Origin of the sequence: Tolypothrix campylonemoides VB511288_2, assembly GCF_045999855.1 — a bacterium.
GTDB lineage: Bacteria > Cyanobacteriota > Cyanobacteriia > Cyanobacteriales > Nostocaceae > Scytonema > Scytonema bouteillei_A.
Window position 1 is genome coordinate 199,379 of sequence record NZ_JBFPMW010000002.1, and the last position, 26,021, is coordinate 225,399.

23 protein-coding genes are annotated in these 26,021 nt (G+C 41.4%); 2 read left to right on the top strand and 21 right to left on the bottom strand.

Going from position 1 to position 26,021, the window contains the following annotated elements; all coding sequences use genetic code 11:
• Positions 1-131: 131 nt before the first annotated feature.
• Positions 132-536 carry an ArsR/SmtB family transcription factor gene (locus tag AB0756_RS05310; protein ID WP_038108555.1) on the top strand — a complete coding sequence of 135 codons (405 nt, stop codon included), beginning with the start codon at positions 132-134 and terminating at the stop codon, positions 534-536.
• Between the two features lie 79 nt (positions 537-615).
• Here the strand turns inward: AB0756_RS05310 and AB0756_RS05315 are convergent, their stop codons facing one another.
• The 18 genes from AB0756_RS05315 to AB0756_RS05400 form a co-directional block, all read right to left on the bottom strand.
• On the bottom strand, positions 616-1,791 hold the full coding sequence (locus tag AB0756_RS05315; RefSeq protein WP_038108556.1) for a hypothetical protein: 1,176 nt from the start codon (positions 1,789-1,791) through the stop codon (positions 616-618).
• A 289-nt stretch (positions 1,792-2,080) separates the two neighbouring features.
• A complete protein-coding gene (locus tag AB0756_RS05320; RefSeq protein ID WP_072040795.1) occupies positions 2,081-2,272 on the bottom strand; it encodes a CbtB domain-containing protein in 192 nt (63 codons plus the stop codon).
• Positions 2,273-2,775: 503 nt separating this feature from the next.
• A complete protein-coding gene (locus AB0756_RS05325) occupies positions 2,776-3,264 on the bottom strand; it encodes a YkgJ family cysteine cluster protein (protein ID WP_082051794.1) in 489 nt (162 codons plus the stop codon).
• 55 nt (positions 3,265-3,319) lie between these two features.
• Positions 3,320-4,528: a glycosyltransferase gene (locus tag AB0756_RS05330; RefSeq protein WP_038108557.1), complete on the bottom strand. Its 1,209-nt coding sequence runs from the start codon at positions 4,526-4,528 to the stop codon at positions 3,320-3,322.
• Between the two features lie 65 nt (positions 4,529-4,593).
• A complete protein-coding gene (locus AB0756_RS05335; protein ID WP_082051795.1) occupies positions 4,594-5,760 on the bottom strand; it encodes a glycosyltransferase family 9 protein in 1,167 nt (388 codons plus the stop codon).
• A 7-nt stretch (positions 5,761-5,767) separates the two neighbouring features.
• Positions 5,768-6,805, bottom strand: a complete 1,038-nt coding sequence (locus AB0756_RS05340) for a glycosyltransferase family 9 protein (protein ID WP_050046305.1) — start codon at positions 6,803-6,805, stop codon at positions 5,768-5,770.
• A gap of 245 nt (positions 6,806-7,050) precedes the next feature.
• Complete coding sequence (locus AB0756_RS05345; RefSeq protein ID WP_050046306.1) at positions 7,051-7,860, bottom strand: glycosyltransferase family 2 protein; 810 nt, start codon at positions 7,858-7,860, stop codon at positions 7,051-7,053.
• A gap of 245 nt (positions 7,861-8,105) precedes the next feature.
• Positions 8,106-9,242, bottom strand: a complete 1,137-nt coding sequence (gene waaF / locus AB0756_RS05350; protein WP_050046307.1) for a lipopolysaccharide heptosyltransferase II — start codon at positions 9,240-9,242, stop codon at positions 8,106-8,108.
• A 163-nt stretch (positions 9,243-9,405) separates the two neighbouring features.
• Positions 9,406-10,941 carry a D-glycero-beta-D-manno-heptose 1-phosphate adenylyltransferase gene (gene rfaE2, locus AB0756_RS05355; protein ID WP_050046308.1) on the bottom strand — a complete coding sequence of 512 codons (1,536 nt, stop codon included), beginning with the start codon at positions 10,939-10,941 and terminating at the stop codon, positions 9,406-9,408.
• Complete coding sequence (locus AB0756_RS05360; RefSeq protein WP_038087477.1) at positions 10,938-11,558, bottom strand: D-glycero-alpha-D-manno-heptose-1,7-bisphosphate 7-phosphatase; 621 nt, start codon at positions 11,556-11,558, stop codon at positions 10,938-10,940. The genes rfaE2 and AB0756_RS05360 overlap by 4 nt, the downstream gene beginning before the upstream one ends.
• An 87-nt stretch (positions 11,559-11,645) precedes the next feature.
• Entirely contained in the window at positions 11,646-12,371 is a 726-nt protein-coding gene (locus AB0756_RS05365; protein ID WP_038087474.1) for an SDR family oxidoreductase, read from the bottom strand.
• A gap of 12 nt (positions 12,372-12,383) precedes the next feature.
• Positions 12,384-14,315, bottom strand: a complete 1,932-nt coding sequence (locus tag AB0756_RS05370) for a glycosyltransferase (RefSeq protein ID WP_038087473.1) — start codon at positions 14,313-14,315, stop codon at positions 12,384-12,386.
• 70 nt (positions 14,316-14,385) lie between these two features.
• Entirely contained in the window at positions 14,386-15,342 is a 957-nt protein-coding gene (locus AB0756_RS05375; RefSeq protein ID WP_038087469.1) for a glycosyltransferase, read from the bottom strand.
• A gap of 13 nt (positions 15,343-15,355) precedes the next feature.
• Positions 15,356-15,769, bottom strand: a complete 414-nt coding sequence (locus AB0756_RS05380) for a glycosyltransferase family 9 protein (protein WP_050046309.1) — start codon at positions 15,767-15,769, stop codon at positions 15,356-15,358.
• Positions 15,756-16,811, bottom strand: coding sequence for a glycosyltransferase family 9 protein (locus AB0756_RS05385; RefSeq protein ID WP_038087467.1), 1,056 nt, complete (start codon positions 16,809-16,811; stop codon positions 15,756-15,758). The genes AB0756_RS05380 and AB0756_RS05385 overlap by 14 nt, the downstream gene beginning before the upstream one ends.
• Positions 16,812-17,246: 435 nt before the next feature.
• Positions 17,247-17,951: a sugar transferase gene (locus tag AB0756_RS05390; protein ID WP_038087463.1), complete on the bottom strand. Its 705-nt coding sequence runs from the start codon at positions 17,949-17,951 to the stop codon at positions 17,247-17,249.
• A 5-nt stretch (positions 17,952-17,956) separates the two neighbouring features.
• The gene (locus tag AB0756_RS05395; RefSeq protein WP_038087461.1) at positions 17,957-18,304 is read right to left on the bottom strand and encodes an STAS domain-containing protein; all 348 of its coding nucleotides are present in this window, start codon (positions 18,302-18,304) and stop codon (positions 17,957-17,959) included.
• Positions 18,305-18,483: 179 nt separating this feature from the next.
• On the bottom strand, positions 18,484-19,224 hold the full coding sequence (locus AB0756_RS05400; protein WP_038087458.1) for a WecB/TagA/CpsF family glycosyltransferase: 741 nt from the start codon (positions 19,222-19,224) through the stop codon (positions 18,484-18,486).
• 902 nt (positions 19,225-20,126) lie between these two features.
• On the opposite strand from AB0756_RS05400, the gene AB0756_RS05405 reads away from it, so the two are divergent.
• Positions 20,127-20,429 (top strand): hypothetical protein, encoded by a 303-nt coding sequence (locus AB0756_RS05405; protein WP_237265849.1) that lies wholly within the window; start codon positions 20,127-20,129, stop codon positions 20,427-20,429.
• Here the strand turns inward: AB0756_RS05405 and AB0756_RS05410 are convergent.
• The 3 genes from AB0756_RS05410 to AB0756_RS05420 all read right to left on the bottom strand — a co-directional run bounded on the left by AB0756_RS05410 (position 20,426) and on the right by AB0756_RS05420 (position 25,997).
• Complete coding sequence (locus AB0756_RS05410) at positions 20,426-21,106, bottom strand: response regulator (protein ID WP_038087451.1); 681 nt, start codon at positions 21,104-21,106, stop codon at positions 20,426-20,428. The two genes, AB0756_RS05405 and AB0756_RS05410, sit on opposite strands and share 4 nt — an antisense overlap.
• 65 nt (positions 21,107-21,171) lie before the next feature.
• Entirely contained in the window at positions 21,172-22,662 is a 1,491-nt protein-coding gene (locus AB0756_RS05415) for an ATP-binding protein (RefSeq protein ID WP_038087513.1), read from the bottom strand.
• 1,205 nt (positions 22,663-23,867) lie between these two features.
• On the bottom strand, positions 23,868-25,997 hold the full coding sequence (locus tag AB0756_RS05420; RefSeq protein WP_038087449.1) for a hypothetical protein: 2,130 nt from the start codon (positions 25,995-25,997) through the stop codon (positions 23,868-23,870).
• Positions 25,998-26,021 lie beyond the last annotated feature (24 nt).

Sequence of the window (26,021 nt, forward strand, 5' to 3'; positions counted from 1 at the left end):
AGCTTTAGAGAAAGAACTACAAAGTGAATTGCCAATATTCTAACTTAAATAATTGAACAAATGCTCAATTGTACAACAGCAATAAGTTTAGGTACTATTAAAATTGAAAACTATTTTTTACCAAAGACACCATGAATAAGCACAAAACAAAGCAAGACTTGGAGCAACTGACTCATTTGGATGCACCAATCTGTGACGCTCACGTAGTACATCTAGATCGTGTATGCTCCTCAAAAGTACAAATCCTGCCAACAGACAAGGCACAACAGATGTCAGAGATTTTTGGAGTGCTAGCAGATACAAACCGCCTGCGCCTTCTATCAGCTTTGGCTTCCCAAGAGTTGTGTGTTTGCGATCTAGCAGCATTAACAAAAATGACAGAATCAGCTGTTTGCCATCAACTGCGATTGTTAAAAGCTATGCATTTAGTTAACTACCGTCGGGAAGGTCGAAACGTCTATTACAGCTTGGCTGACAGTCATCTTCTCAACCTGTATCGTTTTTTGGTAGAACATTTAGATTCGTCAAACGGTTAGACTCCCAATTGCCCGATTGTAAATACTGCCTGCTGTTTCCAATCATGTTTTTTGGTTCATAAGCCGCTTGATAGAAAGGCTAATGAGATAAACTTGACCTTGCTGGTGGCTTGAGCTTTGACTGTATTAGCAATCCAATCGCCATACCAATGCCTGTGAAAGCTGTAAAGTAGAATAAGCCAAGCAAGCGAACATACATTGGCGGTGCAATCCCCTCTACTTCAACTGACTGAGCCACTGTCACTGGCGTAATTTGACGCTTAGAGCCGCTTAGGGAAGTTGCCTCCACCTCGATTTTATGGGGTGAACCATCAAAAAATTGTTCGTGCCATGTTAATTTGCCTTGAGAGTTAGAAATACCTTTGTAGCTAAAAACTGTTAAGCCGTGTTCTAGAGCGATCGCCTTTACGTGTAAGGCTACATCTTTGATAGGTTGTCCTGTCGCGGTGTCCTTTACCTGTAACGTTAAATGAGCAAGTTTTCCAACAGTCGCATTTTTATCTCCCTCAAGGTGGACTTCCACACCTTGAGATTGCTGAACTGATGGTGCAATAGCTTCTGTACCGCTATTGTGCCCACTGCCATGGGCTTCTGCAATTTCTGCACTAATATTAATAAACAATAGAGTTGCGATGGCGATCGCAGTCAATCCACTTAACAACAAACGCACTGACTGCGGTGCAATCTCCCCTTGTCGCAGTTGTTCTTGTCCGCCAATAACCCAACCGCCCAATAATCCAACTGACACTAAAATCGCTGCAACGATAGCAAAATATTTATATTTAACTGGATTTTCCCGAACATTTAGATTTAAGGTTTGCTTGTAGGGAGTAAAAGCATTGGCGACTAAAGGTGATACATTCACCTGCAATTGGTAATTTCCACGAATGGGGAAAATCTGTTGAATTTCTAGCTGACCCTTAGGTGTGGCTGCTTCCATTTGCAACAATTTTGTACCCTCAACTATTGGAAAATCCGTTGTCAATAAGGGATTTGTCGGCGGCGTCAGAATTTCCAAGCCAATGAGAGCATTTTCTAAAGGTTTACCTGTAGCATCCACAGCCTGTAATGTCAAAGTAACAGGAGATTGTTCTCTTTGTGCTTCTGCTTCAAAAGGAACGATATGTTCTAGGGGTGGGTTGGTAGTCAGTAGCACTTTAGGTGCAGGAGTTTGAGAAACTCCTGCAAAGGAATAGAGAATTGACAGTACGATGCAAACACCGCTAATAACCCCAAACAGGCGATACTTTTTCATAGAACCTTATAGAAAGTGCAAAAATTTTGTACGTGAGTGCGACTGAGATTTTGACAAGGATGATAAGGGAGAGAGCATGATGTATAAACGCAACTTGGTGATAGAAATTGGACATTATACGCCATCAAAGTAAGGTGATGTAGAGAAAGGACATAAAGCATTTCTACATCACTTAAAATTACCTCTACCTCAAACACAAGCACGGATTTTGTGCCTTTTAGCACCATTACTTTGTTAGGTATCTGAGTAAAGCCTAAATACACCTAAAAAATAATAGAATTCTAATAATTTAGTGACATGCAACGCCTAAAGTGTGATGGCGTACCGAGTGTGTTGTGTTGTGAGCCGCAGGATAGGTGGAGAAGAACACAGTCCAGATTGTAAGAGTGGATAGCAGCATATAAAGCGTTACCTGTACGGGCTTGGACAGTGTAACATTTAGAGTCTTTTGCAACACTGAAGGACGAGAAAAAGCAGTCATTTTTGACTTCCTGTAATTAAATTGGGTAATCTATCAATCAAGGGGTATTATGCCGCCTGATTGCAAAAAGATATACGATAAACTTTCTTCTTGACAAGAGTGTTTTTCATCATACAGGCTTGACTGCTTTTAACTATTGCTATATAAGAAAATTCTTATTTCTAATAAGCTAGCTCAGAAGAAGTGAAATAAAGACTTTAGTATTTCTTTTAGTTAAAAAACTACTAATTGTAAATAATATTTGCAAAATTTAAATTTTCTCAAATTTGGTCTTTTAAAAGACAGGAAAGAGGCGCATCCCAAAGAGCGCCGATTACCCTCAGAATAGAATTCTCGGGCTATACAAACAAAGCCAACCTACGTGGACTTTCTTAAAAAATAACCTGCGTAGGCAGGTTTCGTTTGTATAGCCGCGATTTCAATCGCAAACTTGTTTTTTCACTCATTGGGATGCTCCCTTATTTAGCTGTGACTGTTTATACGGCATCAATACATTATGTGCTTTACAAAATCAAGTTTTGATAATGCACTTCAAAAGGGATTAAGTCTCCACCAAGCCGCATTAGTCGATCGGAGATCGCTTCAAAATTACCCCATATTATGTCATCGCCACGCGCAGATACTTCAGTTTCAATCTGTTTGCAATAGAAATTTCTGTTGCGCCCTACAAAAAACCCATAAGTACGACAAACAATAGGACGGTCATTGTAGATAAGACAAGAGCCAGACTGCTCATCCAAGTAGGGACAAACAACACATGTTCCTAACGTATCCCCTGCAATCTGTACCAGGAGTGCATCAATTTTATGTTTCACTTCAGCACGTACTGTTGCATCGAGTGCTGCAACTGCTGTATCGATACGCTCCCATTCTATAGGACTCAGTTCTGGAGGACTTGCGGACTTCTCAGCAGCATCCATCACAACCTCTCCGGCACAGCCACCAGCTATGCTCTGTAGGAATTGCCTGTACCCGCTCTTCAATCTGTTCATCTATAATCTGTAATTTTTCTTGTGCTTCATTCATGTAGTTTAAAAACGTTTTCATTTAAAATTTTAGCAAGTTTTGATAAATATTTAGATGCGATCGCGCAATATTATGCCACGTGAAGTTTTGAATAAAAGCACGACCGATATTACCGAGATGATGGCGTTTTTCAGGATGGTTTAGCAACTGACAAAGAGCATTTGCCAAAGCATCAATATTGCGTGGAGGAACGAGGTATACTGGATGCTGGTCAGGGAGAGGAGTGGGATGTTGGGTGGCAATGACTGGCAAACCATGAGCCAATAAAGTGAGAAGCGAACCGCTTTTCACAGTCATGCCATGATTAAAAGGAAGCACTCCAATATCACATGCAGAAAGGTATTTAGAGGCGCTTTCAGCATCTAAATAGCCTGTAAGATAGACTTTAGTATTTAAATTTAGTTCCGCAACAAGGGCGTGGAGTTTATCCCAATAACGCTTTGCTTCATCGCCTCGCAAAGCTAAACTTTCTACACCACCTATCAGTAACAGTCGTGCTTGTGGATGAGTTTCAAGAGCTTTTTGAAATGCTGGTAAAAGTGTTTCTATGCCTTTAACTGGGTGGAGAAAACCAAAGAAAGCAATAATAACGTTATCAATTGTAAAATTATATTTCTCACGAATAATTTGCTGTGCCGTACTGCGATCGATAGGGTAAACATCGACGTTAGCAGCAATGGGAATACTTGATACACGATCGTGTAATTGTGGTAGCCGTTTGTGAATGACTGCTTCTGCTTCAGCATTGGTGACAATCAGCGCATCACTTAAAGTGAGTAAAAATCCATCTTCCCTATCCCACCAACCATGTTGCTGTCCCCACATCTTTAACCATTCTAAAAATTGTGGCGGTATCCCTTTGGGTTGCCACTCCCACCAGCCGTATTCATGGACAGTTGTTACAATTGATTTGCGATATCCAGTAGCTTTCAAAAGTAATGGCAACAGAAAGATCGAACGTTCAAAACCGTATGTACCTGCTGCGTGTTGAATGTGCAAAATATCAGCATTTATTGCGTGTAGCGATCGCACTAACACCAACAAATCTGTTAATTGCCAATCATTAACTACCCCCTTAACTTCAGGTTCGCTAGCTTCTTTTGCAGCAGCATGAGTTGTGAGGACAACAGATTGAACATCTAACTTATGAAGGGCATTTCGCAAACAAGCAGTGTAGTGAGCCACACCACAGCGTTCGGGTTGATAACTGCCAGCAATAATAGCAATCATTGTGAGTTGTAAGTTGTTATTTGTTAGTTGTTAGCCATTAGCAATCAGCCATTAGCCATTAGCCATTAGCCATTAGCAATTTCTATCAATTTCAACCCTGTAGAAACGACTTCCTCTGGTGGGATATCAAGGCATTCGAGATTGTAAGGACACGTAAAGGCATAGCACGGACTACACGGAGTGGGACGGCGAAGCAAGCGGGATGTACCGTTACGAGGTTCCCACTGTGACTCAAGTTCAGTTCCTGCAAACATCACAACTGTTGGCGTGCGAGTTGCATCAGCGATGTGCATTGTTGAGGTGTTATTGGTCAGTACTAACTTGGCGTTGGCAATGAGTGCTGCTAGTTGAGGTAATGTTGTTTTGCCAATCAAATCAATTGCGCGATCGCCCAATACTTCGAGCAATAACCCACTTTTGGGACGATCTTTGTCTACACCTGTCACGATCGCAGGCATTTGTGTCACTTCTGCAAGCTGACGTGCAGCAAGTGCAAAGCGTTGAGAATCATAATTTCGGGATTGGCAACTTGTCCAGGGATTGAGGAGGAGGTAATTCGGGGCTGGAGATTGGGAAAAGTTTTGTTTCCCAGTCGTTAGCCCCCAGTTCCCGGTCCCTAACATAAGAGATAAAGCTTCTTGTTGCGCTGTTTCTGAAATATGGATGCAAAGACTGCGGTCTTGTACTTCAAACCCTGCTTGTTCAATCAATCTTAAGTTTCGTTCTACTTGATGAACCTCATCTGATATGGATGGAACTTCTAGTGTCAGCACACCATTTCCTACCTCCTTGGATTCACCAATTCGTGATGGAATACTCGCTAAATAACATAGAAATCCCGCAGGATGGGGACTTTGACTAAAACTAGTAAAGATAATCGCTGCATCAAATTTGCCATTTTGCAGCTTTTTTACTAATTCCCACTCACGCTCGGGGTCAAAATCCAATTTGCCTAAATCCTGCCACAAAACCCGCCAAGGTAAGACTTCATCTACCCAAGGTAATAAGTCTACTGCTAGAGCCCCACCCGGACTCGCCATAAGTGTGAGATGGCATTGTGGCAAATTTTCCTTGATAGCCCGTAAGGCTGGACTTGTCATTATGACATCACCAATATTGTCCAACCGCATGACTAATATCTTCCGCCACTCTTGGAGTTTTGATTTTTGAACCCCACCCTGTAGCGGATCTACATCGATATCGGATTTGTTTAATTTGTCTGTAAAGTTCATAATTCTCTCAACCGATCTCCCCTCTCTCTTTTCCTTTGAAATCTTTGCGTCTTTGCAGTTCATGTAATCTGTCTTCCACAACTGCTAAAACCTCACTGACAGAAATACCTTCCATACAACTTTGCCAACCTTTATCTAAAGGGCACATGCCACTGTACCAACATTCTTGTACAGTAAAATTGCTGATATTCCGTTCGGGACATTCTGGATATCCTTGTAAATTGACATGAGGCGACGGTTGACCGTAACGACCGTGCCAAGAAGGACCAAATAAAGTAATAGTTAATATATTTAATGCAGCTGCTATCCGCGCAGGACCAGTATCGGAAGCAATGACCAAATCACCACAAGCTAAAGTTGCTGCAAAATCTCGTAATTTTCCTCGCGGAAAAACTTGTGCTTCGCCTCCAATACCTTTAGCGATCGCCAATGCTTGTTGTTCATTAGAACCAACCGGAACCACCACAGTTGCATTCCAACGCTGCTGCAAAATTTGACCTAATGTTATAAAATTTATATCAGCCCATCGCTTGATTGACATTCCTGCATCCGGACATAAAAACACTAAAGGACGGGGGATATTCAGAAATTGCTCTTGTGCTTTATTGATTTCTTCATAAGTTAAATAAAGTTGTGTGGGTTTCACAGCATCTGCACCGATTAAACCTTCCACCTGCAAAATTTTTACAAAGCGATCGCCCACTCTTTCATTTGGCGGAGGTTGTCGCCACAAGTTTGTAACTTTTTGGGATGCACTACTCTTGAAAATAACTTTATCTATATCTTCATAATTAGTGTCAGAAACAATCAAATCGAAAGTTTCACGAGTCAGTAATTCAATAACCGATTGTTTGGCGTTACCAGATTCTGCACAAAGAACTCGTTGAATCAGTGGGTCACTTTTTAACAATTCATTACCCGGTCGAAAAGTTAAAACTGTGAGTTCAGCTTCCGGGTAAGTGAGTGCTAAGGCATGAATTGCACTTAGCGCAATAACAATATCTCCAATACCACCTAGTAATTCGATAAATAAGATTTTTTGCATAAGGGCTAATTGCTAATTGCTAATTGCTAATTGCTGATGGCTAATGGCTAATAGCTGATGGTGAGACTAGCCTGCTCCGGCGGGTTTCCCGCACCCTAGGGACTGGCGTATAGCCCTTACGGGCATAGCACAAAGGCAACGCGGAGCATGTGCCTTGCACATAGCGTCTCCGTAAGAAAATAGCTAATAGCTAATAGAAACAATTAGCTATTAGCTATTAGCCATTAGCTATTAGCCATTAGCTATTAGCCATTAGCCAGTTCTACATATTTATTTGCAGGACAACTGCGATCGATAATAGTCGTAGGTAACTCCTGATGATACACACCTGAAGGAATAATTCCACAACCACCGTAAAGTTCCATCAACCGCAACTGGACTAAAACGTCTTCACCGCAGTGTTCTGATGGTAACTGTTGCCAGAAAGAATAACCACCTATACCACGAAGCTTTTCTGTATCATACATAACGCAAGCGCCTACCCAAGCAACACGGTACTTACGCTGTCGATCTGGAGTTAGATCCAAATTTTTCTGTATGTGATAAAGATTAGCAGCATTATGCAACCGCCAGCGTTCCCACTGGCTTGTATCAGATTTTACCACTTCTGGCTGAACTGGACCATTCCAAAATTCAATTTTTTGCTCGTGAGGGCGGATATCATTAATAAAACTCAGTCCGATGACAGCACTACCAACAAAGCCACAGTTCTCTTCTTGCAAAGCAACAAGCATATTTTCAACCACAAAGGGTTCTAAAATTAAATCATCATCTAGGAAAAGAGCATAAGTTGCCTTTGCCTGTTCCAGTAAAAATTGTCGCTGTTGTGCAATTCCGCGACGAGGTAAGTTTTTATAAACTTCCACCACGTGACCGTGAGATTGAAGCACGCGCAATACTGCTTGTACTTCACCACTTTCTATAGAATTGCTATCTTCAGTTTGATCGGAAATAACAACGCGAAAGTCACGGTAAGTTTGAGCGATCAGGCTTGTTAAAGTAACCGCCAAAGCAGTGGGACGACAATAAGTAGGTATTAAAATATCGACAGTCATTGGTCATTTGTAATTGATTATTAGAAATGCCTTGGTATTTATCTTGCGGCGCGGGTTAGCAGATCCGCACCATAATGCTCTTTTATTACTCTCGTTAGATTAAATTGGAAACCTAATTCTGATATGAGTCCGCGTAGGCGGACTTCGTTTATATAGGCGCGATTTCCAATCGCCTTGATTATTCTCTCCTTAGAGTCATAGAAGAGCAATAAGAAATTTTGGGATATTTTTTCTTGAGAAGTCCTTTAATCAATAGCAGTGAGTGCCTTTTCTATAAGTGAATCAGTTTTCTCAATCCCTGTTGCACTTTCCCAAGTCTCGCTTAACAGTTCGCGGGCTGCACTGACAACAGACTCTGGAGTCACCAGACTCAAGCAATTCTGATGGCCCTCAGGACAAATGCTTTTGTAGCAATTTTTACAAGGGACATCATGAAAAAGAACGCGATTTGGAACACCCCAAGGAGTATGTTGGGGATTGGTTAGAGCATACAAATCCACAACTGGTGTACCAACAGCTGCGGCAATGTGAACTGGACCAGTATTATTAGAAATAAGTAAAGGAGTCAGTGATAGCAGTGCTGCTAGTTCGGTTAAGTCAAGACGACCTACTAGGGAAGCCATGTTGCTGACAGATGCTATTGCCATGATGTCTTCAACGAGTTCTTGTTCTGGTTGCGTACCCGTAAATATAACCGGGATGTTGAAGTCACGAACTAGACTCCTGGCGACAAGAGCAAACCGATCGGGTGCATAACGTCTGGAAGCAGCTGTTGCACCGGGATGAATGACTACCCAAGGATGTTCTCGATCGATACCAAGTTGTTGTAGGATTTTCTCGACAGTGGCTAAAGCCTTGTTTGGAACTCCTAAAGACATTCTCTCATCGTCTGTATGACAATTAATTGTAGCTACTAAGTCAAGTTGACGGCGAACCTCATGACGCAAAAAACGTTCTGGTTCTGGATCTTTTACCCAATCTGTTAAGAGTTGGTATGGGTTCTCATGACAATGTGCCAATCGTAGGGGTATATCTGCTAGATAACATAGAAATGCCGAGGGAAGGGGATTTTGACTGTAAACTGTAAAAATGATTGCACCGTCAAATTGAAGGTTTCGCAGGTAGTCCGCCATATCATATTCGGGACGGCTATTTTGTCGGGGTGCTGTTGCTTTTAGCCAAGGTGCATCATAGACAATGACATCATCTATTTCTGGCACAAGTGAAGCAGTGGTTGCACCTGCGGAGGATGTTAGCAGTGTAATCCGACGATTGGGATGCGATCGTTTGAGAGCACGAATTGCTGGTGTAGTCATCAATACATCACCAATGGTGTCGAGTCTAATGCAGAGAATATTTTTGGCAGAGTTCCAGGAAGTCATTGGTTGCTGGTTCGTGATTAGTTATGAGTGGTTAGTTGTTGGTCGTTAGTTATTGGTTGTTAATTGGAGAGATGATTTATAACAGTAAACATTAAGAAGAGGTAGGTTGGGTTGAAGAACGAAACCCAACAATTTGATTCAATTGTGCTGCACCTGTACGCGGTTAATGGTTTTGTATAATTTTTTTTATGATTTCTGTGGTTGAACGATTCTCTAGGAATGGTAAGAGTTTGACAACACCACCGAATTGTTGTATAACAGGTGCTTCTGGTAGTGTTTCTATTGTGTAATCACCACCTTTGACATAAATGTCAGGTTGCACTAATCGAATTAAGTTGATAGGCGTGTCCTCATTAAAAGCAATCAGATAATCAACACAAGCCAGCCCACCTAAAACTTGGATACGGTCTTCTAACGAATTGATAGGACGGGTTTCTCCTTTGATCCGGCGGATGCTGTTATCTGAATTAACTCCAATTATCAAAATATCTCCTAATGCTTTAGCACGGTTGAGATAAGAAACGTGTCCAGCATGAAGAATGTCGAAGCAACCATTGGTGAAAACTATTTTGTATCCCGCTTTGCGGTAGTCGGCGATAACGGTAATGAGTTGGTTGGTGTCTGTTATGTTTTTTTGGAGAGTGGGGGAGGAGGAGAGGGGGAGAGCAGGAGAGGGGGAGTGGGGGGGAGTGGGGGAAGACGAAGATAGAAACAGCCGGAGTTCTTCAATAGAACAGGTGGTGGTTCCTTCTTTTCTCACAACGATTGCTGCAGCACTTGCGGCAAAATCAGCAGCCAATGGTGTTGCTGCACCAGATGCTAGGGCTAGGGTTAAAGCACTTATATAAGTATCTCCTGCGCCTGCGGTGCGGGATTGGTTGGTGGGTTGAGTGTATGTACGGTGCGGCGGGGAGTCACCCTGAAAGACGATCGCACCTTCTGTGTCTAGCGTGACAGCAACTATTTTTGCACCTGTTATATCAAGAAGTTTCTCGCCGTATGGTGTAATTTGTTCTGCACGTGAGATTTCTTGATTTTGGATGGGGATGTAAGGGGGAATTTTCAGTAATTGTGTTGTCTGTTCGTAGTTTGGTTTGACTGCTGTTACTTTAAGATGTCGGTAAACAGTGAGGTTTTTGGAATCAACAACGAGAATCCGGGGATGTTGCTGTTGCAGTTGCGCGATCGCATCAATGACTTTTGCTGTTAAAATTCCATAACCGTAATCGGAGATGATAACAGCATGACATTGTGGAAAGACAAGTTGTAATTTTGCAATCAGTGCTTGTTCTGTATCGCCATCAATAGCGTTTGTCGTTCCCGTATCTATTCTCAGGAGTATTTGTGATGCTGCGATCGCTCGTTGCTTGGCAAGTGTTTGCCTACCTGGATGAACGATGAGGTCTGTCGTTGAAACACCCTGTTCTAAGAGCGATCGCTTTAATTGTAAACCTTCTGAGTCGTCACCAATAACTGACAGAAATGTCACTTGTCCGCCAAAACTGGTAATATTAACAGCTGTATTGGCTGCACCACCAGGAACGTAGACGCGATTTTTAACAGTTACAACTGGAACTGGAGCTTCCGGGCAAAGACGATCGCTAAATCCTTCTAAATAGCCATCAAGCATGGCTTCACCAATGACAATGACATGAAGGTTGGGGGTTGTATCCAGCAACTTTAGCAGGTCAGGCTTCACCTAAAAACCTCCGTGAGTGATGATTCCTTGGGCAATTCTCCCCTATATTCAGAATGACTATCTACAGAAAAGATTGCTTGTGCGGCTTCTGCAAGGTCACTGACAATGAAATCTGGAGTTCGCAAGGGAGACAACTCCCATTCTGTCTCATTTCCATTGTTAATTAATATCGTTTTGCAACCCGCACGGTGTCCGGCTTCTACATCATTGAGAATATCACCAATAAACCACGATGCGTGTAGATCGATATTGCGATCGCGTGCTGCACGTAATAACATTCCAGGTGCGGGCTTGCGACAATCACAAGCAATGGCAAATTCTGAAACCACGCCATCCGGGTGATGGGGACAGTAGTAAAAGCCCGATAAATTGATACCAAACTCACCAAAAAGGTTACGCAAATGTTCCTCCACACCCACAAGAGCAGATTCCTGGAAATATCTGCGTGCTACACCTGACTGATTGGTTATAACAATCAACTCATACCCTAACTCATTCAGAAGCCGTAGTCCCTCAATCGCACCTGGCGCTAGTTTAATATACTTTGGATCGACATTATAAGGTACATCCTCAATCAGAGTCCCATCCTTATCCAAAAATACTGTTTTATTAAGCATAAAGCATGGAGCATAGGGATTTGAGCATAAGTCGTTAGTTAGCAGATAGTTGTTTGCCACTAACGACTAACCACTAACGATTAACCATTATGGCCAAGAACTTTCAGCCATTGGTAGAACCATCATTTCTGGAATGACAGTTCCTTCGGGGGTGGACAGTAAAAACCGGATAGTCGCAGCAACATTCTTGGGATTTTGTAGCTTGCTGACATCTATATCTGGAAATCTATCGAGTAAAAATGGCGTTTCCATTCCACCTGCAACCAAAGCTGTCACCTTAATATTGTAAGGACGAGCCTCTACGTGCAACGCATGACTGAAACCTAATAGCCCCCATTTACTGGCATGGTATGCTGAAGCATTGGGCCAAGCACGCTTTGCTGCAGTAGAAGAAATGTTGATAATGTGACCGCTTCCTTGTTCTTTCATAACTGGCAAAGCAAATTTTGACATAATGAAAGGAGCGCGTAAGTTCACTGCAAGAATTCTATCCCAATCCTTAACGGAAAGTTCTTCTATAGAGACGGTCACATCTGTACCTGCGTTGTTAATTAAAGCATCCAAGCGTCCGTATTGGGAAACAATTTTGTGAATCGCAGTCTCTACTTGTTCCTCATTTGTCACGTCTAGTACTAATGGCTGTGCTTGAAAGCCATTAGCCTGAATTTCTCCACTGACTTTATTTGCTAGGTCATCTCGAATATCGGCAACAACAACGCTAGCACCTGCTGAAGACAATGTCTGGGATGTTGCTTCTCCAAGTCCGCGTCCGCCTCCTGTCACTAAAACGACTTTGCCTTGTAGTTCTTGCATAATTCTGACTCCTTAAATTGTTAAAGCTTGATGATTTGCGAGCCGTAACTCATTATTGGGAATTCGGCATTGAGGATTCATGCTTTCCCCTGTCGCGAGTCCCCTACTTTCTACTAACTCACACAAAATATGGAGAACAATATGTTGTACTTCTTGGATACGTTGAGTATCAGTTGCCGGTACAACAACTGCTGAATCTGCGATCGCTAATACTTCCCCACCATCGCCACCTAAAAGAGCAATTGTGTTGATGCGAAGGTGACGGGCAGTTTTGAATGCTTCAATGATATTACGCGATCGCCCACTCGTACTGATCCCGAGTAATAAATCTCCTGGTTGAGCAAATGCTTCTACCTGTCTGGCAAAAACGTGCTCGTATCCGACATCGTTAGCCCAAGCCGTTAAAAAAGCTGTATCTGCTGTCAGCGCCATAACTGGCAATCCCGACCGTTTTGAGCAGCGTAATTTACCAACAAACTCTGCAGCAAAATGTTGAGCATCGGCTGCGCTTCCTCCATTACCACAAACCAGCACTTTACCGCCTAAAGAAAAGCAAGAAAAGAGCAATTCTGCGGCTTCTTGAATTGCACTTTTCAAGGTGTGTCTGGATTTTTCCATCACCGCAATCGCTGCTGTAAAACTTTCATCAATGAGGGAACCTGAGGAAGGAGCAGGAGAAGAAATAATTGTTCTTTGCTTGTGACGCAAAACTTTTTCGTATAGGGTGGCAATAGAGTTTGTCACTTTCTTCCAAGTAAAGTAGCGAGCAACACGATCTCTCCCTTGAGAGCCCAAGCGATCGCGTATTTCTGGATTTTTGAGCAAATAAGCAATTTTCTCTGCAATTGTATCTGGATCGTTTGGCGGTACAAGAAACCCTGTTTCAGAATCTTTGACTGTGAATTTGATTCCTCCAACGTTAGAACCAATCACGGGAGTTCCACAAGCCATAGCTTCTAAAGGTGTAATACCAAATGGTTCATACCAAGGTGTTGTGACAAAGACATCTGATGCACAATAATAATATTTAAGTATTTCGCGATTGCGACGCCCGACGAATGTCACTTGCGACTCAACACCCTCTTCAAGAGCAACAGCTTGCAATCGATTGATTTCTGGTGTAGTGCGGGGGTCTGGTTCTTCTGACTCACCTCCTACAATCAACAGTCGTGCTGGAATCTGATACTGCTGCAAAACACGTCCAAAAGCTCGGATGACTGTATCTACTCCTTTACGAGGGACTAAACGCCCTAACTGAAGAATGAGATTTTCATCGGGAGAAAAGTCTAGCTTTTCACGAGCAGATATTTTATTGACTGGCGAAAACTCTGCTGCATCAAAGCCGCAAGGAATAATAGTGATATTCTCTTTTTTGGCACAGTAAAGTTTTCGCAAGTCTTCTTCATCCTGAGGACACTCAGCAATGATATGATCTGCTTCTTTCACAATGCGGTCTTCAATGGTAAAGCGAGCGTCCGGAAATTCGTCTGCATCACCTTGCCAAAAACGGCGGACTCGACCTAGTGCATGGAAAGTTACAACAAAAGGAATACCCAAAATGCGCTTAATTTCTGCTGCAACCAATGCTGACATCCAGAAGTTAGCATGTATCAAATCGTACTTATATTTATTTCCATAAGAACTATTTTGACAAAAATTCAAAACGTATGTTGTAAATTCCTCCATATACGGCAGCATATCTTCTTTTCGCACGTATATAGCAGGACCTGCAGGAACATTAATAATCCGAACACCATTCATCCATTCTATAATTTCTGGTAATTCGTGACTGTCCCGTCTGGTAAAAACGTCTACTTTATAACCTGATGCAGCTAAATGTTTAGCTATTTGTCCTACATATACGTTTTGACCGCCGCTATCTGCACCTCCAAAAGTACCAAGAGGTGAAGCATGCTCGCTAATTAAGGCAATGAATTTAGTCATTGGTTATTAATCACCGATTCCTGTAAAATCTTTGTATTTCGTTCGTAGTTGCAATGCATATAGAGCGTAACTACAAACTTGTGATTATTTCTGCTGACCTACTTAATTTAAAAACTTTGTCCCAGTCCCGAACAAATCTCTTAATATTAAAGCGTTGTTGTGCTGTTTCTCTCGCTCCTTGGCTCAGTTTTTGCGCCTGTGTTCTGTTATCTAAAAGATGCTTCATTTGATGAATTAGCTTTTCTACATCAGTGCTGATGTAACCAGAAACTCCGTTTTCTACAACTGTTGTCATTTCTGTGGTTGCTAACCCAATAATTGGCAATCCCACCATCATTGCTTCACAGACAGCAAGCCCCAAGCTAGTGTAGCGAATGGGATTAAAAAAGAAGCGGTAGCGCGAAGCAAATGCTGGTAGTTGATGGTGCGGTATCTCACCAAGTCCATCCAGTTTTTCTGCACCCATACCAACTAAATCTAGAGGGATTTCTTGGCGAACGCGTTCAAAGACATCGACACCCAAACGACGACCGCGCGATCGCAATCCATTGACAACGACTAATCCCCGTTCTAATTCACCCGTGTAACAAACATCATCCGGTATAGTTACCCCATGTTCAATGATACAAGTAGGCGTTTGACCGCTATCCCACATCAGTTGGTTAAAGTGAGTTACATGAACCAGTAAAACATTTGGATCGTTTACAATATGGCGGGTATCTGTTGGGTGTTCTCGTGGGGGATCGTGTTCCAAATAAATTTTTGGAAGTTGTCGTTGTGACTCGGAGAGTATTTCGTATTGGTCTTCGAGGTAGTTTTTGCGTGATTGAAACAAAATACAGTCTATTTTAAGATTTTTGACTTCCGAAGCAGGTATATCATGAACGTTATCTGACCAAGGTAAGCCTCCAAGACGACCACCATATCCTTCTGGGCGATCGGGTTTGACGGGTAAATAAAACTCATGGGAACTTTGAGTTAGGTAGTACAGATAACTACCATGCACGTGCCAAGTTAAAATACGCATAAAAAATTACGAATTATGAATTATGAATTATGCATTTAGAAAGAACGCTACCACCAAATTCTTGGGAGCGACCAATACGTATTGGAATTCCTGCTAAATAGCAAATATAAGCTAAAGAATAGGGTGACTCTCCTAGCTCTGTACAAATGACAGCAGCATCAAACCTGCGCTGGCTAAGTTTAGAAATGAGAGCTAATTCATGTTCGGGGTTGACGAACTTTGTGCCGATTTCTTCATGAATAAATACCTCATCTACCCAAGAGGAATATGAATTTATTTTGTGTGAAGACTCTATCAAAGTGATAAATGAATTGGGTTGCAATTGACGTAAGCTTTTTAGTGTTGGAAGAATTTGTGTTTGATTGTGGTTGCTCCCTGTATGTATAACAAGAATATTCTGTACGGTCTGCCAGTTATCTAGTAGCATTTAAGACTCCCTTGGGCAATAGTTCGTCTACTTGAGCCATAACCGTTTCGAGAGTAGGGAGTGGGGAGTGGAGCGTTGGAGATAAAGAAGAGGCTATGAGAATACGATGGCGATCGCGATTGAGTGGAGCCCAACGATTGGGATCTGAGTTGGAGAAAATGACAACACTCTTAACTTGCAAAGCTGCTGCTAAATGAGAGACACCAGTATCGTTACAAACTAATAAAGCTGCTTGACTTAAAAGGGCTGCCATTGCACCCAAGCTGGTGTGCCCTGCCAAATCAATTGGTTTGGTCTGCATCATTCCTGCAATTGACTGTGTTAAACTTGTCTCGGGTGGCGTACCCGTCAATACAACCTGAAAACCACGCGCAGCAATGGCATCGCCAATAGCTGCAAACAATTCTTTTGACCAGCGTCTTTCTGGTACGCTTGCACCTGGATGAATGCAGACATAATCACCTTTTTTCAGGGCTTGGGTAGCCTCTATTTGCTGTAAAGCTGAAAAATCTTCTTGCTGTAGAGGAAACTCTAAATTGTCTCCCTGCAATGGAATTCCCAAATATTCCATTAAACACAGATGACGCCATACCTCTGGTTGGTCTGTAGGGTAAGGCAAAAAATAATTAGGGTCCGGACAGTATTGTCCGGGCTGGTAAAAACCAGCATTCATGCGAGCACCCAGTAAGACCGTGAAGGAATTGCTAACAATACCGCTACCGTGCATTTGCAATGCCAAGTCAAAGTCTTGCTGCTGCACGTTAGCAAAAAACTGCGGTATTTTGTGAACTGGCGGTACAACTTCCGGAATTCCAGGATAACCGGGAAATTCCAAAAAATCATCTAGGTAATGGCTGAACCGCTTGACAAAGTTTTGCGCCCATACAAGACCAATTAAGGTAATTTTAGCCTGTGGGAAAGCAAATCTTATTGCTCTCATAGCAGGTACAGCACATAGTAAATCACCCAAGCCGGGAAGCGATCGCACGATGGCTATTTGAGCAATGGGTAAATGCTTGCTAAGGCGATTTTCTTGTAACACGCATATACCTCCTGGGCGACTAATATAAACATACTCTGCCGCACATTACAGTTCATTGGGCATATGACCAAAGAATTTTTTGCTTTGTACAATCGCAATTGTGCAAATGCACAAAAAGAAAAGACGAATAAGAGCAAAGGTTATACATGACGTTACCTATGCTCCTATTTACATAGAATATAAATTTATTTTTACTTCTTTATGGGGATGCTTTCTCCTCTAAGTTTATCACTTATCGCTTGAGTTGTTAGAGGATGTTTTAAAAGTAGTAGCTGAGGTATTCAAAACTTCAAATCCTCCTAAATTCCCCTTAAAGAAGGTGGCTTTAAGAGTACTTGCTTTTTAAGGGGGGCGAGGGAGAAAAGTACTTACCCCCCAATTTATCGGGGGGCGAGGGGGGATCTTAATACAAGGGTAAACTTTACAAACATCCTCTTAATATGCACCACTTTTCTGAAAAACAATCTTGAGAGTTTTCAAAATTAAACCAAGATCGTAGGCGATCGACCACTGTTGTTGGTAGTTTAAATCCATGCGAACAATATCTTCAAAATCTTTAATACTGGAACGTCCATTAGCTTGCCATTCACCAGTCATTCCAGGTTTGACGTTTAACCTTTGCCAGTGATGCATTGAGTAGTGCATCACTTCATCGGGAGTGGGAGGACGAGTTCCAACTAGGCTCATTTCTCCTAAGAGCACATTCCAGAATTGAGGGAGTTCATCCAAGCTAGTACGACGGAGAAATGCTCCTACGCGGGTAATGCGCGGATCGTTTGCATTCTTAAAAATGTAATGACCTTTAACTTCGTTATGAACGAGATGTTTTAATTCTTCGGCTCTTACAACCATGGAACGGAATTTCCAGATTTTGAAGGAACGACCATTTAAGCCACAGCGAATTTGACTGTAGAAGATAGGACCGGGATTATCTAGCTGAATGGCTATAGCAATGGGAATTGCCAAAACTGCGGTAATGCTCAGACCAACAATGGCACCTAAAATGTCAATAAAGCGTTTTGCTTTGCTTGATACAGAATGATGAACGGAAAGCTCAGCAAATCCTGTTATGTTTGTCAGTTTTAGAACTGATGTCTGAATGTTTGTCTGAATGTCGTGAGAAGTGGAGAGATTAGACATGATCGTTACAGTGTTGTTGGGCTAGCGTTAACCGTAGTCTTAATAGCGTCGTAATTTTCAAAAATTTCAAACTGTGAATCTAGTTGAGTGAGCTCAAAAATCATCCGAATAGCTGGTTGCAAGTTGCAAATGACAAGGCGACAGCCTTGAGCACGTGTAGTAGAAAGCCCATCTACTAAAGCGCCCAATCCAGAACTATCCATAAAGTCTACTTGGGCTAAATCAATGACCCAAAGATGGTAGGGCTGAGGGGCTAAGCTAGCAAGTTTTTCTCGCAAAATTTCACCTTGATGCAAATTTAAGCATCCTTGAGGCTGAAGTACATTGATTTGATATTCTTGTGTGAAGGTCATAAACTGCGCTATTAATTGCACTTCAAGGCGTTTGTAGAGATAAGCAAAGGCGTTTTACGTGGTGGAATGCAGCCAAGTTCAGCTAAAACACATTTAGGTTGCAAAAACAATTTTTAAAACTTTTGTGGTGTAGGCGTTCCGCCCATCCAAATTATGCAATTTAAATGTGAAGCAGTTGGCTATGATTTTGCCGATAATTTTGGTTTTGTCTGTTGTTCGTTTTGAGACCGGGTAAAAGCATAGCGCAGTAGTAAACTTAAGAAAATAAAGTTGCCTATGAAGTAACGCCGCCACAAGCGATTCGGTTCCATGGCTACTCGCCACAACCACTCCATACCGATCGCACGGATGGAAGAGGGGGCGCGGGTTACGCGTTCTGCTACAAAATCAAACAGCCCTCCTACACCCATACAAGTGATACCAGGCAGTTGATTGGCATACCGATCTATCCAAATTTCTTGTAGGGGTACGCCCATTGCTACTAATAATAAGTGCGGTCTTGCAAATCGAATAGCCTCTAAAACTTGTTGCGTTTCATTTTCTGGGAAGTAGCCATCTTGCGTTCCTGCGATCGCTAATCCGGGAAAAGCTGTCTTTAAATTGGTGGCTGCGTCTTGTGCAACACCGGGTTTGGCACCTAAAAGGTAAATTGATAAACCTTTTGCTGCACCATTCTTGCATAAAGCTGGAACTAAGTCAGTGCCATTGAGGTTGTGAACTAAAGGTGTACCTAACAAAGAACTACCCCAGCGAACTCCACTCCCATCTGCTAGCAATAAGTCACTGCGTTCTAATGCTAACGCTAATGCTGAGTTGTTTACAGCGGTTACCATTGTGTGAGCATTAGCATAATATACGCGACCACCCTGTCGCTTTAATAAGCGTGTTAATAACAACTCAATTGCTTCTTCTGAGGACATACAGTCAAAACGGGTGTTAAGAAAACTAACTTTGTTGACCATGGAGTGTTAAGTGTCTGGACAATAAGGGACAGGAACCGGGGATCGGGAACGAGATTGTTTCCGCTTGGTTATTAAGAGGAGAAGGCAGAAGGGATAAAACTTTTTACCCATTCTGCTATGTACAAGTACTTAAGGGATTGAACATCTACTAAGTCTTACTACAGTTTCATACTTAAAGCACAATCAAAAATACTATCTGTTGGCTAGTTCAAGCCTGATGTATAGGCTATCCTCATAGAGAAATAAAATTATCTACATAGCTATCCGTCTGGCTGTAGCGTTAATCAAATTTAAGCTTCATAATAAATTTCTATAGCGATAAGCTTTAAATGACACATTTGATGTTTTAGGCGTTTAAAAGCATGGATGTTTAGTAAAATTACGATCGATTGAGAGCTAAAAATCTCAATAAATTTTTAGCTCTGACAGCTATATTTTTGACTGCAAAGTTTAGAGCTTTAGTATGAAGAAAAATTTAGAGATTGCGTACTGTACAAATAGAAGAAAATATGCATTAACTAAACAGCCATTTTAATAAGTTTTTGTTTAAAAAAGTTTACCAAATCTTTCCTGGATTCTCACGGTTCATATGTATCTTAAAAATGAAAGTTATGATTGAGACAAAATAATGCGTCTTAAAACAGTTCAAACCAAAAAATTAACTCGATTCACATCATGTTTTTTTTGACAATACGTAAGTGGTAAAAGTTTAAATTACATTATTTCTTTGTAAGAATTTAATTGATTTTTTAGAATATGAATATTAAGTTATTAACAGACAAGTCAATATGCTAGATGACATTGTGAAGTACAAAAGGTAATCTGTATGTAGAATATTCTCCGTTAGAAGTGTATTTGTGATGGAAAGACATCGAATTATGGTTATTGGCAGTCATGTTGCTACCGTACAACGTGTTAGCACTTACTGCTTGCAACAGAATGCAGAAGTGTTCCCCTATTATGGTATTCCGATGAATGAAGAAATAACTCTGTTTGCACCTCATATCTTGGTCTTCTGTCTACCGATAAATGAAGCCTTGGAGCATCACAGTTTACTTCAGCCTTGCATTTTTTGGTCGGAACAGCCCAAGAATGAGGATTTACCATCAGTTAACACGCCTACAGAACTTTATACTCGGCTACAAGAGGTTCTTCAACTTTAAATTAATCCTTCACGCACGGCTAAGGCTGCTGCTTGAACGCGATCGTCTACACTTAATTTGTTAAGAATCATGCGAACGTAAGATTTGACGGTTCCCAGTGAAAGGTAGAGTTCGGCAGCAATTTCTTGGTTGGAGTATCCTTTGGCAATCAACTTCAAAATCTCGCGCTCGCGATTGCTTAAAATAGGTGGCGAATTCACTTCAGATGCAGGAATCTCTGGAGATGCAACATTAGGCTTGAGCATTCGACCAACCTTTTGCGCTATTTCAGGAGCTAAATATGCTCCCCCCTGCATTATCAATTGAATGACAGCAACGAGTTGTTCCCATTCAATACTCTTCAAGCAGTAACCATCTGCACCTGCTGCTAGCATTCCCATTACCTGAGTATCGCTATCAAATGCACTCAAGGCAAGAATGCGAATGGCAGAACGATCGCTTTTTATTTGCTGCGTAGCTGTAATTCCATCCATAACTGGTAGATCGATGTCCATCAAAACGACATCTGGCTGTAATCGTGCGGCTAATTCAATAGCTTCTGCTCCATCGCCTGCTTCTCCAACTACACTAAAGCCAGATTCTAATGAAAATTGACCTTTCATACCTCGCCGTATCAAAGCATGATCGTCAACTAGTAAAATTCGTACTGTTTTGTTTTCACTACTTTCAGCAATCATTCTGTCTCCTTAATGACATCTCCAAAAAATGAAGATAAAAGCCATATAAAATTAGAGCCGCTACGTTATGTCTGGAGATGTGTCAGTTTACGCTCTTGACACTCATCCCGAGCAATGGAAACAGGGAGTGTAAACCAGAAAGTACTTCCCACTCCGAGAGTACTTTTGACACCAATATTGCCTCCATGAGCCTCAACAATTTGACGGCACAAATACAGACCAAGCCCTGCTTTTCCACATCGCCCCCGTCCTTGAGTAAAGCGGTGAAACAGCCGCTCTTGTTCCTGTGGTGCAATTCCCGGTCCGGGATCGCTCACGGAAATTAGAACTCTGTTTTGACCAAGAGATGCTACTTCAAGGACAATTTCTTTGTTTGGGTTGCTGACTCGTATAGCGTTGTCAAGCAAATTTTGCAGAACCCGTCGTATTTCTACCTCATCACCATAAACAGTTGGCAGAGATGGCGCAATTTTATGGGTAAGAGCAAACTCACGTTTGGAAGTCGCTTTGACTTGAGCCATAACTTTCGCAAAAACCCTTTTCCAATCAAGAGGATCGTGGTTTAGATAAGCGCCACGGGCAGTTTCATAACGAGAAACGTCTAAAATTGTTTCCACTAGCTTAAGGAGATCTTCATTGCTTTGATAGTATTCTTCAAAAATTTCTCTCCAAGTGCAATTTATAGACCCAAACGCCCCTTTTAGCATACTTTGTATCGTGTTGCGGGTAGCCAGTAAAGGGGTACGGATATCGTGGGATAGAGCACAGATCAAGTCTTCAAGCTGTTGGTTGCGTGTTTCGATGTGTTGTTGTCTTTGCCGAGTCTCACTCGCCACTTCATTGAGAACTCCAGCCAACTGACCAATTTCATCAGAGGATGAATAACCCACTAAAGGTTCCATCTGACCTTTCTGCCACACTTTGCCTATTTGAGTTAACTCACGCAAGGGTACTTTAACGCGTTGATGTAAAAACAGGAAGTTCAAAACTGCTCCTACCAACAGCGTTATTAAAAGGATGATATTTACAGAGCTGTTTACATGATAGAGTTGTTGCAACTGATACTTGCGTTGGTGTAAAAGATTATCCTCGCGATCGATAAAAATTAAGATTTCAGTATGCAACAATTGAAATAAACTCTCTTTGCTAGATGGATAATCAATGGTCGAAAGAGAAAACACCCTTTTAGCTAAAGGGCTTTTCCATCGCTCATAGAGATATTTGATGTGATTCAGTTGCTGAAGTTGATCGGGATTGTCTTTGACCAGATCGTATAAGTGGCTAAAGCTCCTGTGAAAAGTAATTTCTTCGTTAATGTCAATCTCCAGAGCAGCTTTTTCTTCATCTAGAACAGCATTTAGAAGGCGTTCTCCTTCTCTCTCTACTACAAGACTATTGGTCACCCAACTGACTGCTTCTTGAGTGAGGTTTTCCGTCCACATTAGCAAGCTTTGTTGTCCTACTATAAGTAGAAATAGTACGATAAAACTAGCATAAAGGGGCGTAAATAAATGATTTTTCAAAGTAGATGACACACGCAAATTCCGTGAATTCACAACTAACACAATAGTTACTCTTTTTGCTTCTATGTAAGTAATACCAAAACAGGAACCCGTATATTGTAACAGATTTAACTTCTTTGTTTTGGAAGATTTCTGCTATTACTAGTTTTTCGGACTTAGATACCCCACAACAATTATTGACATAAAAATATAAAACTCCTTTTTTCAATCTCTAACTGTGACAGTAGCTCAATCAAAGCAAACTAGATGGATCTATCAAAACACACACTCATTTATGAAAATTAATAAATGAGTTATTTGATAGTACGATCCAAGTCATATAACAAAGGCTTTTCATAAAAATTTACTTGATATTTGATTTCTTGTTTTGAGCCCAGAGAGGTAATTCGTCTCACTTGTTTTGACCCAATTATATGACTTATGAAATATAGGAAATGATTCTTATTAATTAGAGTTCATTGAAGTGCTTATAATTATATATCAACAAAAATTAAAGTATTCATTATTTGATTTTAAATACTAATTTTACCTGCTTTTCCTACTTTTATTACTGTTAGCTAGTAATCTTGATAATCAAAATTGAATTTTCTAAATAGATTTATTTTTACAGTTGTATAAAATGTTGAATTTTATCCCAAAAATACTTTATATAACGATTATGAGTTTCTAAAAACGCTTGGTAAACTTTTCAGAAAAAATGAGCTTAAAAAAGATTGAAAAAGTTTAACCACAAAGTTTAATCAAAAATCAGGTTTTTAGCTTGTGATTGTTGAGAATTTGTTCACCGATCGCCAAAATGCCATCGTATCTTTTTATGTCATACAGCGCTCTATCCCTTACCGAGCAAAGTTTTTTCAGAGTGTTTGTCACTCCCCCAGATATCTATCAAAAACAAGAGTTTGTTTTTGATATTGGTAGTCGTAATAATTATTGGCAACTTGTCTTTGGTTGCTCAAATTTATATAAAGATACTCTTTTTCATTCATCATCATGCTCCTGTCAAAACGGTTCTCTATTAAATTTCCTACCTTTTTGACTATTTTTTCAGCTTCTTCATATTATTTTGATAAAATCTAACCAAAAAATAGATTACCTTATATGCTCGAGTACGTAAACCCTCACACTATAAGTTTTTTATCCCATAGATGAGGGCTGTTAGTTATTAAGATCTATGACTTTACCTACTTTTCCTACTCATACCGATACTTTACAAATTTTAGGATAGGCGTTTGTACTGACTATTTTGGTATGCCGTAAAAGACTCCTCTGCCGTTGGTTCCAATAAAAACAAGTCCGAATTGCTGAGTACTTGCTTCCATGACATTAGGGTCATTACCAATGGGTATTTGGGGATCGCCAATACTTATCCATGTTTTTCCATTGTCCAAAGAACGAAAAATTCCTTCACCCAAATCTGAAACTTTTCCATACAGATATAATGCTGCGATTGTACTTCCCGGTTGCGGCTTGCCAAAGGCAAATAAATAAGCTCTCTCTACTCCCGCTATCTTGGCAAATGTTGTACCACCATCTTTCGAGCGATAAAGCCCATTTCGGTTAAGGCTCAGCCACACCTCGCGCTGGTTTCCCGGAACTGTTTTGAGCATAGACCAATCTTCACTTGACAACGATGAATTCACAACACTAAACGATGCACCTCCATCGCTACTGCGGTAAACCTTGCCATCACTGTAGTAGTAAAATGTATTGCTATCGACTTTGTCTGCTGCTAGTGGCTGACCCCAGTACCAAGTCCCTTTGGGTCCGTTAGGTAAGCCCCAGACTCTACTCCATGACACTCCACCATCCGTTGTGCGTAGGGGTTGACCTTCGCTGACGATTGTGACAAACAGATTTGGGTTAGCTGCCGACACAGCTACACGCAGTGGGATTGTGTGTTGTGGAAATGATGAAAACTTTTTCCAAGTGTATCCGCCGTCTGTTGAAGTTGCTCCAGTGTACGTATTGTTCCATCTAGTGCCACCAACGCGCACCATTCGGAGAGGATTGTTTTCACTGTAAGCAATGCTGTATGTATCTTGAAAGCGAGGACTGTTATTGCTACCTAATTTTGTATATGGGTAAGTGTTTAATCCTTGACTGTGATTAAATCCGTCTACATCAGCCATCCCACTCAATAACAAAGACCCCCTAGGAGGTGAAACCAATGCAAAACTAACTAATCCCTCATGCCCTGTTTGAGAGTTTACCCACAAAGATCTTGGTTCGTTAATATTGTTTGTGTGCCATGTTCCATACCAGTCGGTCAGCCAAACTCTGCCAGGAGTTGTTGGATCGAATTCAATTGCTGAAGCCGCTGAGGCAAAATACCAGTCGTACCACCAAGACACTTGCGAGTCCAGATCGTACATCGTTTTTTGCCACTTAGTTCCGCCATTTGTAGATTGAAAGATTCTACAAGAATCATCGATGCGAGAGTACTGGTCATACGCAATTAAAACGCGATCGGGGTTCTTTGGATCTACAGAAATAGCATTGAATTTAGTTTTGGCATCACTTGGCGTAATGTAGCTCCAACCTATATTGGTATATTTGCTAACTCCTAAGTTATGCGTGACATAGAGAAAGCCATTATTAGCCAAAGCCATTCTATTAACGTGAGAGGGGCTTCCCGGTATTCTCTCCCAAGTTACCCCTGTGTCGGTAGATTTGTAAATTCCATCTCCATAAGCATTGGCAAAAACCAAACCGGGCGTGTTTTTATCGAACAGAATACCTGCGATCCCAATATTTGCTTCAGGATTTCCCACAAAAGAACTGACTTGAAACCATGTTGCGCCTCCATCTAATGACTTCCATAACCCGTTCAGCCGAGAACCAAAAAAGATAGTATTAGAATTAAACGGATCGACGACTAGCCTTTCTCCCGTCCACCTTTTAGATTCGTTACCGCCCATTGGCAAATCTATATTCAGTTTGGTCCAGGTTGTTCCGCGATCGCTAGACTTAAAAATTGTTCCCAAGCCAGCTGAAGCATTGGTATATTTGCCAGCCGCAATGTAGACAATATTGGGGTTGTTCGGATCGAGTGCTAGCGCTTCTCCGCCGTAGAAATTGCTTTCGGGAAGCCTAAAATTATCGGTCAATGGAATCCATCTTTTATCTCCAGAATTCCAACGATAAAAGCCTCCTATATCGGTTCTAATATAGACTAAATCCTGCTCGAGGGGATGTATGTAGACACCCGTTACATAACTACCGCCACCTATGGCAACATTGTTCCATTGATAATTTGGTGTAGTGCTACAGCCAGCCTCGAAGGGCATGAGTGCTACAGTAGTTGTTGCTAAGGCGATCGCAGCAACACTAGCAATTGCTCCTAATGAAGCACAGAGACGTTTATTCATCTTAAATTAATTCTGAAATCTAAT